The organism is Afipia sp. GW822-FHT03D08 (genome assembly GCF_058801645.1).
The window spans coordinates 2,323,025-2,335,599 of the sequence record NZ_JBXANK010000001.1 but is presented as its reverse complement, the minus strand read 5'-3'; the positions used below and the strand labels follow the sequence as shown (position 1 = coordinate 2,335,599).

11 protein-coding genes are annotated in these 12,575 nt (G+C 62.7%); 10 read left to right on the top strand and 1 reads right to left on the bottom strand.

The window, feature by feature from the left end; translation table 11 throughout:
- Window positions 1-9 precede the first annotated feature (9 nt).
- A complete protein-coding gene (locus AC1RM7_RS11540; RefSeq protein WP_024919836.1) occupies window positions 10-702 on the bottom strand; it encodes a DUF6498-containing protein in 693 nt (230 codons plus the stop codon).
- Between the two features lie 305 nt (window positions 703-1,007).
- Between AC1RM7_RS11540 and AC1RM7_RS11535 the strand changes: the two genes are divergently transcribed.
- The 10 genes from AC1RM7_RS11535 to tilS all read left to right on the top strand — a co-directional run bounded on the left by AC1RM7_RS11535 (window position 1,008) and on the right by tilS (window position 12,485).
- Window positions 1,008-1,991, top strand: coding sequence for a Na+-dependent transporter (locus AC1RM7_RS11535; RefSeq protein WP_492837763.1), 984 nt, complete (start codon window positions 1,008-1,010; stop codon window positions 1,989-1,991).
- 316 nt (window positions 1,992-2,307) lie between these two features.
- Window positions 2,308-3,021, top strand: a complete 714-nt coding sequence (tolQ, locus tag AC1RM7_RS11530) for a protein TolQ (protein ID WP_006022265.1) — start codon at window positions 2,308-2,310, stop codon at window positions 3,019-3,021.
- 37 nt (window positions 3,022-3,058) lie between these two features.
- Entirely contained in the window at window positions 3,059-3,511 is a 453-nt protein-coding gene (gene tolR, locus AC1RM7_RS11525; protein ID WP_006022264.1) for a protein TolR, read from the top strand.
- Window position 3,512: 1 nt separating this feature from the next.
- Entirely contained in the window at window positions 3,513-4,448 is a 936-nt protein-coding gene (locus AC1RM7_RS11520) for a cell envelope integrity TolA family protein (RefSeq protein ID WP_024919838.1), read from the top strand.
- Window positions 4,449-4,610: 162 nt separating this feature from the next.
- A complete protein-coding gene (gene tolB / locus AC1RM7_RS11515) occupies window positions 4,611-5,909 on the top strand; it encodes a Tol-Pal system beta propeller repeat protein TolB (protein WP_051472498.1) in 1,299 nt (432 codons plus the stop codon).
- Window positions 5,910-6,096: 187 nt separating this feature from the next.
- Complete coding sequence (locus AC1RM7_RS11510) at window positions 6,097-8,415, top strand: putative bifunctional diguanylate cyclase/phosphodiesterase (RefSeq protein ID WP_024919840.1); 2,319 nt, start codon at window positions 6,097-6,099, stop codon at window positions 8,413-8,415.
- A gap of 178 nt (window positions 8,416-8,593) precedes the next feature.
- Window positions 8,594-9,343, top strand: a complete 750-nt coding sequence (locus tag AC1RM7_RS11505; RefSeq protein WP_006022260.1) for an N-acyl amino acid synthase FeeM domain-containing protein — start codon at window positions 8,594-8,596, stop codon at window positions 9,341-9,343.
- 253 nt (window positions 9,344-9,596) lie between these two features.
- The gene (pal, locus tag AC1RM7_RS11500; protein ID WP_006022258.1) at window positions 9,597-10,088 is read left to right on the top strand and encodes a peptidoglycan-associated lipoprotein Pal; all 492 of its coding nucleotides are present in this window, start codon (window positions 9,597-9,599) and stop codon (window positions 10,086-10,088) included.
- Window positions 10,089-10,279: 191 nt separating this feature from the next.
- Complete coding sequence (ybgF, locus tag AC1RM7_RS11495; RefSeq protein WP_024919841.1) at window positions 10,280-11,293, top strand: tol-pal system protein YbgF; 1,014 nt, start codon at window positions 10,280-10,282, stop codon at window positions 11,291-11,293.
- A 148-nt stretch (window positions 11,294-11,441) separates the two neighbouring features.
- Entirely contained in the window at window positions 11,442-12,485 is a 1,044-nt protein-coding gene (tilS, locus tag AC1RM7_RS11490; RefSeq protein WP_024919842.1) for a tRNA lysidine(34) synthetase TilS, read from the top strand.
- The last annotated feature ends 90 nt before the right edge of the window (window positions 12,486-12,575 follow it).

Sequence of the window (12,575 nt, the reverse complement as noted above, 5' to 3'; positions counted from 1 at the left end):
GTGACTGCATCACGGGTTGGCAGGCTGCGGTGAACCAAGAGCCTTCGCCTTCATCTGAAACCTGATTTCAATCGCGATCTTGAGCAGTACCAGAATGATCAGCGGCGCGGCCGTTCCGATCGCCCGCGCGATGAACGCGCCGCCCATGATTGCGACGTGCATGATTACGATGCGCTTGTAGAACTCGCCCATGATCTCGCCGGTGTCGGCGTTGGTCAGTGGCACCTTCCCAAACACGAAGCGATTGACCGCGTCGTTGATGAAGATCGCGCCTTGTCCCACGAACAGCGCGACCAGCGGAATCCAGAGGTCCTTGCCGATCACGATCAGGCGGATGAAGTCCCGCGCGTCGTGAATGCGCCCCATCCACGGCCCCGCGAACAGTGCGTAGATGAACAGCATGTGCACCGACATGAACAATCCGGCATGCACGGTGAAGAATCCCGCCATCGCCAGCGCACCGGTAATGCTGCGGCCTGTCGCCGATCCCGGATCGCGGGCCATCGTTGCGGCCCGCGCGATGGTCCAGAAGCCGATCACCGCCGTTTCCAGGCAGTAGAGGCACAAAAGGACGAAGGTGTCCCAACCCCAGAACATGATGCCCGCCAGCGGTACGAGATTCGAAAGAATCAGAATCGACGAGGTGAACGTGCCGCGCCGGGACGCGCCTGATGTTGTTGTGGTGGGGACGGTGGATGTCATCCGCCGATTAAATCCGATCCTGCGCCACAAACAAAGCAGCCACGCGTGGCCGGGCCAATTGCCATCGCAGCCCGGATGGGTTTTAATACAGCATGATCAGAAACGTGATCTCACCGCGCCGCCGCTGGTGGCGAGCCGTCTCGTGCAGCGGCATTTGGTAGGCTGATCCCCGCGGTCGCGTGCGAGCGCCGGTTTGCGCTCATGGCATGCTCGACCGCTTCCTCCGACTCACTGCAATCATCTCTCTCTTATCGATCTGTCTCATCGATTCATGGCTTCGATTTACGGGGCCTCCGGGAGTCATCATGTCTGCGATCATGCGGCATTCATTTGCCGTTCCCGTGGCGGCATTCGCCTGGCTTGGCCGTCAGGGCGCGCGGGCCATTGCGGCGCTGGTTTTCATCGGCATCGCCGTTCCGTCGCTCGGCGTTTTGCTGAAGCCTTATGTCACCGAGGCGATATTCGTTCTGCTCTGTATGTCGTTCATGCGGGTGGATGTCGCGGCGATGCGCGGCTATCTCGCGCGGCCGGCACTGGTGATCGCTGCGACGCTGTGGAGCAGTTTCGCGGTGCCGCTGCTGTTCGGCCTCGCCGGCACGATCGGCGGCCTGGACAAGTCCGCGCCGGATCTGTTTCTCGGCCTGATGCTTCAGGCGGTGGCCTCGCCGATGATGGCGTCGCCTGCGCTGGTGGCGCTGATGGGCCTCGATTCGACGCTGGTCCTGATCACGCTCGTCACAGGGACCGCGCTGGTGCCGCTCAGCGCGCCGCTGTTCGCCTGGCTGTTTTTCGGAGACGGGCTCACGCTCTCGCCGCTGGCTCTCGGGCTGAAACTGTTTGTAATCCTCTTTGGCTCGGTTCTTGTCGCCGCGGTGATCCGCCGTTTTGCCGGCGTAGAGGCCATCGCCCGCCAAAAGCTGCCGCTCGATGGTTTCAACATTCTGGTGCTGCTGGTGTTTGTCAGCGCGGTGATGGAGCCGGTCGCCGCGAGCGTGCGGGCGGCGCCGCTGCTCGTCTTTGGTCTCCTCGTGCTGGCCTTCGCGCTGTTTGCGGCGCTGCTGGCTGTGACCACGCTGGTGTTCCGCAGGGCCGGCCTCGCGCGTGCGCTTGCGCTGGGGCTGATGGCCTCCCAGCGCAACATGGGCCTGATGCTGGCCGCTGTGGACGGGGCGTTGCCGGGGCTGACCTGGCTCTATTTCGCGCTGGCCCAGTTCCCGATTTACCTGTCGCCGCAGTTACTCACGCCGCTGGTACGACGGCTGCGGGGCGCTGCCGCGCCTCCGCCGTGATCGGGGCTGGAACCGGCGGTCCCGCTGTGCCACAGGGTTGGTTTCGAGGGCATTTTCGGGCCCTGAATGCCCTGCGGTAACCCCGCCTTAACCCTGATTAGCGTTTGGTTATATGGGCTGACAGCCCTCGTTTTGACACGTTAGCAGGGGATTCAGAGCCCGGCCTCGGGACAGGCCATCCCACGCGACACGAGACCGGAACGGGGCGATCGGCAGCGTTGGCGCTTTCGCTGCGGCGGTCATTGCCTTGCGGCGACCGCGACCAGCGCGTTAGCGCGTGAATTTAAGTGACAATCGCCTTGAGAGGATACCGATCATGAATCCAGCAGACGTAGCGCAGTCGGCCCTTCCGCTGGCCTCCGCTGACGTGTCGCTGATCTCGCTGTTCTGGCATGCGCACTTTGTCGTGAAAACGATCATGCTCGGTTTGCTGGCGTGCTCGGTGTGGGTCTGGGCCATCGCCATCGATAAAATGCTGCTTTATGCGCGCACCAAGAAGGCCATGGACCGTTTCGAGCAGGCGTTCTGGTCGGGTCAATCCATCGACGAATTGTACCGCGCGCTGGCTGCCAAGCCGACGCAATCGATGGCCGCCTTGTTCGTGGCCGCGATGCGCGAGTGGAAGCGCTCGTTCGAGAGCAATTCGCGCTCCTTTGCCGGTCTCCAGATGCGGATCGACAAGGTGATGAGCGTGTCGATTGCCCGCGAGGTCGAGCGGCTGGACCGCAGGTTGCTGGTGCTGGCGACCGTCGGCTCGGCGAGCCCGTTCGTCGGCCTGTTCGGCACGGTCTGGGGCATCATGTCCAGCTTCCAGTCCATCGCGGCGTCGAAAAACACCTCCCTGGCGGTGGTCGCCCCCGGCATTGCCGAGGCGCTATTTGCCACCGCCATCGGCCTTATCGCCGCAATTCCGGCGACAATTTTCTACAATAAGTTCACCTCGGAGGTGAACCGGCAGGCCCAGCGGCTTGAAGGGTTCGCCGACGAGTTCTCGGCGATCCTGTCGCGCCAGATCGACGAGCGCGCGTGAAGGAGAACGGGTTGAACCACGGCTTGGGATATTCGTCATGGGCATGAGCCTCGGGGGCGGATCGGGCGGCGGCGGACGCCGCGGCTATCGCCGCGCCAACGTCATGGCCGAGATCAACGTCACGCCCATGGTGGACGTGATGCTGGTGCTGCTCATCATCTTCATGGTGTCCGCGCCGCTGCTGACGGTCGGCGTGCCGCTCGATCTGCCGCAGACCGCGGCCAAGAGCCTCGATCAGGACAAGGAGCCGCTGACGGTTTCGGTCCAGCTCACCGGCAAGGTGTTTCTCAACAACACCGAGATCCCGATGAACGAACTGGTGCCGAAATTGACGGCAATTACCCAGGCGCGCGGCGGCATGGATGAGCGCATCTTTGTTCGCGGCGACACAAAGGTGGATTACGGTACGGTGATGCGCGTGATGGGACGCCTGTCCGCCGCAGGGTTCAAGCGCGTGGCTCTGGTGACCGAGGTCGAGCAGGGAAACTGACGTGAAGATCGACAAGACCGTCGCAGCGTCTGTCGCATTGCATGCCCTGGTGATTGGCTGGGGCATGGTCTCGTTCTCGACCAAAGCCTTCGAGTCGATGCCGGAGGATTCCGTTCCGGTCGATATCATTTCCGCCGATCAGTTCGCCAAGGCGATGCAGGGAATGAAAACCGGCAAGAAGGAAAATCCGAAGCCGATGGTCGAGAAGGTCGCCGAGGCCAAGCCCCCGGTGGACGATGCCGTCGGCAAGATCGACGACAAGAAGCCCCCGGTCGTGACCGAGGCCGCTCCGCCGCCGACACCGAAGCCCGAGGAAAAGCCGGTCGAAAAAAAGCCCGATCCGCCGAAGCCGGTCGAGAGCAAGCCGAAGGAAGAGCAGAAGCAGGCGGAGAAGAAGCCGGATCAGGCGAAAGTCGATCCGATCGCCGAAGCGCTGAAGAAGGAAGAGGCCAAGAAGCCTCCGAAGCCGCAGCAGGTCAAGGCTGCGCCGCCCCAGCCGCAAAAGCAGCCGACCGAACGCACGTTCGACCAGTCGAAGATCGCAGCCCTGCTAGACAAGCGCGATCCCTCGCGTGAGTCCATCACGGGCGCCGCGCTGAACTCGCAGGCCGCGCTTGGCACGGCGAAGGGCAGGGCTGCCGACAACTCCGCGACGTGGGGCGCCATGTTCCGCCAGCAGGTGGAGCGGTGCTGGAAGAAGCCCTATGGCGGCGTCGAAGCGCAGAAGGTGGAAGCGGTCTTCACCATCAAGCTGAAGCGCGACGGCATGCTGGAAGCCAATCCGGTGCCGCTTTCCAGTGCTTCGACCGGCTATTTCCGCGTTTATCAGGACAGCGCACTGCGCGCGATCATCGAGTGCCAGCCGTACAACCTGCCTCCCGCTTTCTTCGACGAGTGGAAATTCTTCGAGCCGGCATTTACCGAGAAATTTTCGTGACACGAAAATTGGATGGCGTGAACGGCAACGGTGCCGGAATGAAATTTGGATAGGATGCGAGATTTGAACAACGAAGGTCCGGACGAGTTGCAGGCCAAGACTTTGCAGGCGAAATCAAAGACGTTGATCGCGACGCCCGAATTGAAGCTAACGCGGCGGCATATGATGACGGGAGCCGCTTCTGCGGGATTGCTGCTCGCGACGCCGATGCGCCGTGCATTCGCGCAGGCGCGCGTCACGGTCACCGAAGGCAACTTTCAGCCCATCCCGATTGCGATTCCCAATTTCGTGCCCGGGACGCAGGGCGACAACGAGGTCGCAGCCGGCATCGCGCAGGTCATCACCAACAACCTGAAGCGCAGCGGATTGTTCGCGCCGATCGATCAGGCCGCCTTCATCGAGCGCATCTCCAACATTGACGTGCCGCCGCAGTTCGCGAACTGGCGTCAGATCAACGCCCAGGCGCTGGTGACGGGCCGCGCCACGCGGCAGGGCGATGGCCGCCTTAAGGCCGAATTCCGCCTGTGGGACGTGCCGCAGGCGCAGCAGCTCACCGGTCAGCAGTATTTCACATCACCGGAATCATGGCGCCGCATCGCGCACATCATCTCCGACCAGATCTATGAACGCCTCACCGGCGAGAAGGGCTATTTCGACAGCCGCGTGGTGTTCGTTGACGAGACCGGCCCGAAGGATCGCCGCGTCAAGCGCCTGGCGATGATGGATCAGGACGGCGCCAACGTGCGCTATCTGACGCGCGGCGCCGACCTCGTGCTGACGCCGCGTTTCTCGCCGTCCACGCAGGAAATCACCTACATGGAATTCGGCCAGGGCGATCCGCGCGTCTATCTCTTCAACGTTGAGACCGGCCAGCGCGAGATCGTCGGCAACTTCCCCGGCATGTCGTTCTCGCCGCGGTTCTCGCCTGACGGCCAGCGCATCGTGATGAGCATGCAGCAGGGCGGCAACTCCAACCTGTTCGTGATGGATCTGCGCTCCAAGTCGATGACGCGATTGACCGACACGCCGGCGATCGACACGTCACCGTCCTATGCGCCGGATGGCGGGCGGATCTGTTTCGAGTCCGATCGTGGCGGCAAGCCCCAGATCTATGTGATGGGTGCAAACGGCGGCGCGGCCCAGCGCATCTCGTTCGGCGAGGGAAGCTATTCGACGCCGGTCTGGTCGCCGCGCGGCGACTATATCGCCTTTACCAAGCAGGGCGGTGGCCAGTTCTCGATCGGCATCATGAAGCCGGACGGTTCGGGCGAACGCATCCTCACCTCCGGGTTTCACAACGAAGGACCGACCTTTGCGCCGAACGGCCGTGTCGTGATGTTCTTCCGCGAAGCGGGGGGCGGGCCGTCGCTTTACACAGTGGATATTTCCGGACGCAACGAGCAGAAGGTGCCGACACCGGGCTTTGCTTCCGACCCGGCTTGGTCGCCGCTGCTTTCGTAAACGAAGTCTTAAAATCCTGGCCGGGTTTTTTCAGCCCGGCCGCCAGGGTTTGTTATTCTGCTGAATTTATTGGCAGATTTTGTCCGTGGCTGATCTCGGCAAGACATAAGTAACGATGTTCCCTCAGAAAGACTTCATCTGCGGTGGGTAAAGCTTGAGCCGTTCAAAAGGACGTGCGCGCGCCCAAATGCAACTGCTTCATCAAAAGAAGAGCCCAGACGAAGAGACCCTGTCGCCGTCGATCTACGCGGCGTTGGTCGATTCCATGTGCCAGAATTCCTGGCCGATGCTGTTCGGGGCTATCTGTGCCGCCGCTGCGGCTTTGATGACGGCGCTCAAGACCGGCTACGCTCCGATCTGGCCCTGCGCGGTGCTGATCATCACCATCGGTATCGCCCGCGCGATCCAGATGCGCAAATACGAGAAGCGCACGACGGTTCTTTCCCCTGAACAGGCCGCCGATTTCGAGCCGCGCTACATGCTTGGCGCGATGCTCTACGCCGGAGTGCTCGGACTTTGGTGCGCGATCGTGCTGCTCGGCACCGACGATCCGATCGCCCATATGCTCTGTACGACGGTGACAATCGCCTATACCGGCGGCGGTGCTGCGCGCAATTACGGCCGCCCGCGTATCGTCCAGCTTCACATCCTGCTGTCCTGCGGGCCGATGTCCCTCGCGCTCGCGGTTCATGGCGATCTTTACCATATCGGGCTGGCGGGTCTGCTGGTGCTGTTTTTCCTCGGGTTGAAGGACATCAACCTGAGCCTGCATTCGATTTTCGTGAAGGCGCTGCTGGCCAACGAGCGCGAGGCGTCGATCGCCGCGCAGTTCGACACTGCGCTGAACAACATGCCGCACGGTCTTTGCATGTTCGATGCAAACGGCTGCCTCGCCGTGATGAACTATCGCTTCCATTACATGATGGGGCTGAAGACCGATCTGATCGGTTCTGGCGCGTCCGCGGCCGAAGTCGTTGCCGCCTGTCTCAAGGCCGGCACGCTGACGGGGGCCAACGCCGATACCATCATCGCCCAGACTGCGAGACAGCAGCAGGCCGAGATCGTCACACTCTATTCCACCGGTACCGAAGAGCGGGCGCTGGCATGGACCTTCGAGCCGATGGCGGATGGCGGCACGGTCGTCCTGGTCGAAGACATTACCGCGCGCCGGAATGCCGAGGCCAAGATCGGCCATATGGCGCGGTTCGACGAATTGACGGGGCTGCCAAACCGCGTGCACTTCCGCGACGAGATTGGCCAGATGCTGAACTCGAGCCGTGCGCCTCTCTCCGCGCTGCTGTTCATCGATCTCGATCAGTTCAAGCAGGTCAACGATACTCTCGGTCATCCGAGCGGCGACAAGCTGCTTTGCGCGGTGACGGCGCGGCTGCGCCGCTTGCTGCGGCCGGAGGATTTCGTCGCGCGTTTCGGCGGCGACGAATTCGTGGTGTTCCAGCGTGGAATCCAGTCCACCGAGGACGCGGCGTCGCTTGCGCGCAGAATCGTCGATCGCCTCAGCGAGCGTTACGAGATCGACCATCATCTGGTCGAGATCGGCGCGAGCATCGGCATCGCGATGACGTCGGCCGAGACCAGCGTCGATATCCTGCTCAAGAACGCCGACATGGCGCTCTATCGCGCCAAGGCCGACGGCCGCGGCACCTTCTGCTTCTTCCGCGAGGAAATGGCGCACACGGTCGAAACGCGGCGCGTGCTCGAACTGGATCTGCGTCACGCGCTCGCGCATGAAGAGTTTGAGCTTTATTATCAGCCGCTGGTCAATCTCAAGTCGGGCCGCATCTCGACCTGCGAAGCGCTGCTGCGCTGGAATCATCCGACGCGCGGCGCCGTTTCTCCGGCCGAGATCATTCCGGTCGTGGAGGACATGGGTCTCGTCGTCGATCTGGGCCGCTGGATTCTGCGCAAGGCGTGCATGGAGTGCATGAAGTGGCCGGATCCGGTCAGCGTTGCGGTCAATTTCTCGCCGCAGCAATTCCATCAGCGCGATGTGATGACCGAAGTCCGTTATGCGCTCGAGGTCTCCGGGCTGCCGGCGCACCGGCTTGAAATTGAAATCACCGAGTCGTCGCTGCTGCGCAACACGCAGTGGACTCTCGACGTGCTGACGCAGTTGCGCGAGGCCGGCGTTCGCATCTCGCTCGACGATTTCGGCACCGGCTATTCAAGCCTGAGCTATCTGCACAATTTCCCGCTTCAGAAGGTGAAGATCGATCGCTCGTTCCTTGAGGATATCGGCAGCCAGCGGCCGCTGACGCTGTTGCGCGGCGTCGCACGCCTCAGCGCCGATCTCGGCATGTCGGTTGTGGTCGAGGGCATTGAGACCAACGAGCAGCTCGAGCTCATCAGCGCCGAGGGCACTGTCACCGAAGCGCAAGGCTTCCTGTTCAGCCGTCCAGTCCCGGCGGCGCGGGTGCGCGAACTGCTGAAGGCCTCGCATGGCACTGTCAGCAAGGACGTTATCCCGATCCGGCAGACTCTGCGCTGACAGCGCACAGCACTCGAACGTCATCTCCGCAACCGACATGACTGCAATGCCAATTAATCGCGCGCACAGTTGAACGGGTTAAGGTTAACTCATGCAACGCTTTGCGATTTCGTTAAGAAGGTATTAACCTCTTTTCATGTGGCGCGGTACCGTCGTATCGCTCATCGGAGCATCGAAAATGGTCTCTGCTGTCCGAACGACCGGCCGTCCGTCGGAACGGATCAGCTATCCGCTGGAAGCTGTGGACTACAGGCTTGCGGAAACGCAGGCCGAAAAAGAACAGATCTATCGTTTGCGCTATCGCGCCTATCTGCGCGAAGGGGCCATCGTACCCAATGCGCGGCAGATGGTTCAGGACCAGTACGACGATCTTCCGAACTCCTGGAATTTTGGCGTGTATCGCGATGGCGTACTGATGAGTTCGCTGCGCATCACGGTATCGTCACCGGAGACGCCGGCCTGTCCGTCGCTGGGGGTTTTCCCCGATCTGCTCGAACCCGAAATCGCCAAGGGCCGGGTGCTGATCGATCCGACACGGTTTGTTGCGGATCCCGATCGCGAAGCCCGCTCCCCCGAACTGCCGTATGTTACGCTGCGCCTTGCCTACATGGCCTGCGAGTACTTCGATGCGGACATCGGGCTGGCCAGCGTGCGCGCCGAACATCAGGCCTTCTACCGCCGGGTGTTTCTGCACAAGTCGATCAGCGAGCCGCGGGATTATCCGAGCCTCACCAAGCCGATCTGCCTGATGGCGGTCGACTATGCGGCCATGCGCGAGCGGGTCTTTGCCCGTTATCCTTATTTCCGCTCAAGCTTCTTTGAACGCCGCAAGCTGTTCGAACGCAGCCAGCCGCTTGTGGAGTCGGCGCCGGTTCTGACCCTGCCGCAGTTTCCGTTTGCCAAGGCGACCATCGCTCCGCGGTCCTGAGCCGCCGTCATCGCGTAACAACAAAAATTCCCATGAATAAGGGGCCCCAGCCGCTGGCGGGGGCCCTTTTTGCTTGGCGCATTCACCGTCGCGCCATATTCATACCGCATTAACCATCGGGACCGGTTTTGCCGGATGTGAGGCATTTGAGTGTCTCCGGCAACGCCTCATCAAGGTTGACGGAACGTTCGCTTAACCAAGCCGCTGTAGACCGGACCCCTAGTCATCAGAACCAGAGCGTGGAGGCTCCGGAATGAAACATCAGATGCGTATCCTCCAGGGATTGAAGCTTGCCGCCGTTTTGGCCGTGGCGCTGTCGATGGGCGCCTGCGCCAACAAGACCGGAGTCGGCGGCGATGCCATGGCCAGCGCGGCAGTGCCGGGCAGCCAGCAGGATTTCGTGGTCAATGTCGGCGACCGCGTGTTCTTCGAAAGCGACCAGACCGAATTGTCGCCGCAGGCGATCGCGACCCTGGACAAGCAGGCGCAGTGGCTGCAGCAGTACAACCGCTATTCCTTCACGATCGAAGGTCATGCGGACGAGCGCGGCACCCGCGAGTACAACATCGCGCTCGGCGCGAAGCGTGCACAGTCGGTTCGCAGCTTCCTCGCCTCGCGCGGCATCGATCCGGGCCGCATGCGGACGATCTCCTACGGCAAGGAGCGCCCGGTCGCGGTCTGTAACGACATCTCGTGCTGGTCGCAGAACCGCCGCGCTGTGACCGTGCTCAACGCCAGCTCGTAAGAGCGTTGGTCGATAGCTTCTAAAAGCGGCGCCTGCGGGCGCCGTTTTGTTTTGGAGCGGGTGCAGGTATGACCTCGAAAGCGATCGTGCTGAAGCAACGCGCCGCTGTCGGAAGCCATATTTTTGGCGTACTGAACCGTTCAATCTTGGTCGCTTTGAAAAGCGATGCCCTTACTGTTTTTCGGGTCAAAATGTCATCCAGATTTCAAATCTTCGTCTGTGCGGTGCTCGCATTCGCGCCCGCGTGGCTGCCTGTCGGCGCGGTTGCGCAGCAGGATCTCGATCCCGAAATGCGCATCGAGCGGCTGGAAAATCAGCTTCGCACGCTGACCGGCCAGAATGAGGAATTGCAGTATCGCAACCGCCAGCTCGAAGAGCAGTTGCGGGCGTTGCAGGGCGCCCAGCCGGCGCAGCCCGGTCAGGCCGCAGCGCCTCGCCCCGTCGCACCGAACGTCGTTGCCGCGCCGCAGCCTCAGCCTCAGCCTAATCCTGGCTACCAGCCCAATCCTGGTTACCAGCAGCCGCCCGCCGGTCCGGGCCCGGCGGTGATCGCAGCACCTGTCGCCAGCAGCGGCCGCCGCGGCGATGCCTTCGATCCAAGCCAGAATCCGAATGCGCCGGGTGTGCCCCGCGCGCTGGGCGGCGGGCAGGCGCCTCTCTCCGGCGGTCAGGTCGGTGCGCCGGGCGGACGAGATGCAGGCGAGCCGCTTGATCTGTCGAATGTCGGCGGTCCGCGCGATCCTTATGGCGCGCCGGCGCAGCGTCCCGTGCCGCAGCAGGCTCCGAACACCACCGCGTCGCTGACCACCTTGCCGCCGTCGGCGACACCGCGTGACGAGTTCGATCTCGGCATCGGCTACATCCAGCGCAAGGACTACGCGCTTGCGGAAGAGACGATGCGCAACTTCGCCCAGAAATATCCGACAGACGCGCTGCTGCCGGATTCGCAGTATTGGCTCGGCGAGAGCCTGTACCAGCGGCAAAAGTACCGCGACGCTGCCGAAGCGTTTCTTGGTGTGACGACGAAGTTCGACACCTCGGCGAAAGCGCCGGACTCGCTGCTGCGTCTCGGTCAGTCGCTCGCGGCGCTGAAGGAAAAGGAAGCCGCCTGCGCCGCGTTCGGCGAAGTCACCCGCAAGTATCCCCGTGCCTCGAACGGAGTGAAGCAGGGTGTGGCCCGCGAGCAGAAGCGGGTCGGCTGCTAGTATCAATCCGTCATTGCGAGGAGCGCTCGCAACAATCCATTCTCCTTAAAGGTGGATTGCTTCGCTTCGCTCGCAATGACGGGGTGGAACGTCTAATCTGATGCCTGCAGTTCTTCCCCGTCGGGATAAAACCGGGCTTCTACACACTATGCCCTCCGCCGAAACGTCGCCTGTTTCAGTTCTGGACGCGAAACGCCTGTTCGCCGACTGGAAGGCCGCGCCGGCGGTGGTGCTTGCCGTCTCCGGCGGCCCGGACTCCATGGCCCTGATGTGGCTGGCCGCGCGCTGGCGGCGCGCGCTGAAAAAGGGCCCGCGTCTTCTCGCGATCACCGTCGATCACGGCCTGCGCAAGGAGGCCGCGCGCGAGGCGCGCGATGTCAAACAACTTGCGACGGCGCTCGGCATTGAACATCGCACCCTTCGTTGGCGCGGCGAGAAGCCCAAAACCGGATTACCCTCGGCCGCGCGCGATGCTCGTTATCGATTGCTGCTGCGCGCTGCGTCGAGTCATGGCGCATCCCACGTTTTCACCGCGCACACCCGGGACGATCAGGCCGAGACCGTGATCATGCGGCTGTCGCGGGGCAGCGGTATCGCGGGGCTGGCGGCGATGGCGCGGCAGTCGGACCGCGGCGGCGTGGTTCTGGCGCGGCCGTTTCTGGATGTGCCGAAATCCCGGCTGATCGCGACGCTTGCGAAAGCCGGAATCGCCTTCGCCGACGACCCGACCAATCACGATCCGCGCTTTACCCGCCCGCGGCTGCGCGCGCTGATGCCGGTGCTGGCGGCGGAAGGTGCCGATGCGCGGGGGCTGGCGCGGCTTGCGTCACGTCTCGCCCGCGCCAACACCGCGCTCGAAGTCATGACCGATGGCGCCGAGCGCTATCTGGCCAGCATCAACGGCGCGGCCTCCGGCAGTTTCGACCTCGCGGCCTTCGCGGCCCTGTCCGATGAAATCCGGGTGAGGCTGCTGATCCGCGCGATTGACCGCGCCGGTCATGAGGGGCCGGCGGAACTCGGCAAGGTCGAGGCGTTGTTACAGGCGATGGACAGGGCCACGGCCGGGAAGAAGCCGGGTCGGGGCGTTCAACTGAAGCAGACGCTGGCCGGAGCCCTCATCAGCATCCAGAACCAGCGTATCCACATCGGCCCGGCGCCGCGGCGCGGCCGGCGGATGGCTGGTTTGCCTTAACCACTGTTGAAACAGCCCCGCCAAACCGCCCTTATTTCACCCGGAATGGCGTTAAGATGCGTTAAATAGTCCCGAGAGGTTCCCTTGGCA

Excerpts from the sequence above, each read along its gene's own strand:
- AC1RM7_RS11540 (WP_024919836.1), bottom strand. The coding sequence starts at position 702 with ATGACATCCACCGTCCCCACCACAACAACATCAGGCGCGTCCCGGCGC.
- AC1RM7_RS11535 (WP_492837763.1), top strand. The coding sequence starts at position 1,008 with ATGTCTGCGATCATGCGGCATTCATTTGCCGTTCCCGTGGCGGCATTC.
- tolQ (WP_006022265.1), top strand. The coding sequence starts at position 2,308 with ATGAATCCAGCAGACGTAGCGCAGTCGGCCCTTCCGCTGGCCTCCGCT.
- tolR (WP_006022264.1), top strand. The coding sequence starts at position 3,059 with ATGGGCATGAGCCTCGGGGGCGGATCGGGCGGCGGCGGACGCCGCGGC.
- tolB (WP_051472498.1), top strand. The coding sequence starts at position 4,611 with ATGATGACGGGAGCCGCTTCTGCGGGATTGCTGCTCGCGACGCCGATG.
- AC1RM7_RS11510 (WP_024919840.1), top strand. The coding sequence starts at position 6,097 with ATGCAACTGCTTCATCAAAAGAAGAGCCCAGACGAAGAGACCCTGTCG.
- AC1RM7_RS11505 (WP_006022260.1), top strand. The coding sequence starts at position 8,594 with ATGGTCTCTGCTGTCCGAACGACCGGCCGTCCGTCGGAACGGATCAGC.
- pal (WP_006022258.1), top strand. The coding sequence starts at position 9,597 with ATGAAACATCAGATGCGTATCCTCCAGGGATTGAAGCTTGCCGCCGTT.
- ybgF (WP_024919841.1), top strand. The coding sequence starts at position 10,280 with ATGTCATCCAGATTTCAAATCTTCGTCTGTGCGGTGCTCGCATTCGCG.
- tilS (WP_024919842.1), top strand. The coding sequence starts at position 11,442 with ATGCCCTCCGCCGAAACGTCGCCTGTTTCAGTTCTGGACGCGAAACGC.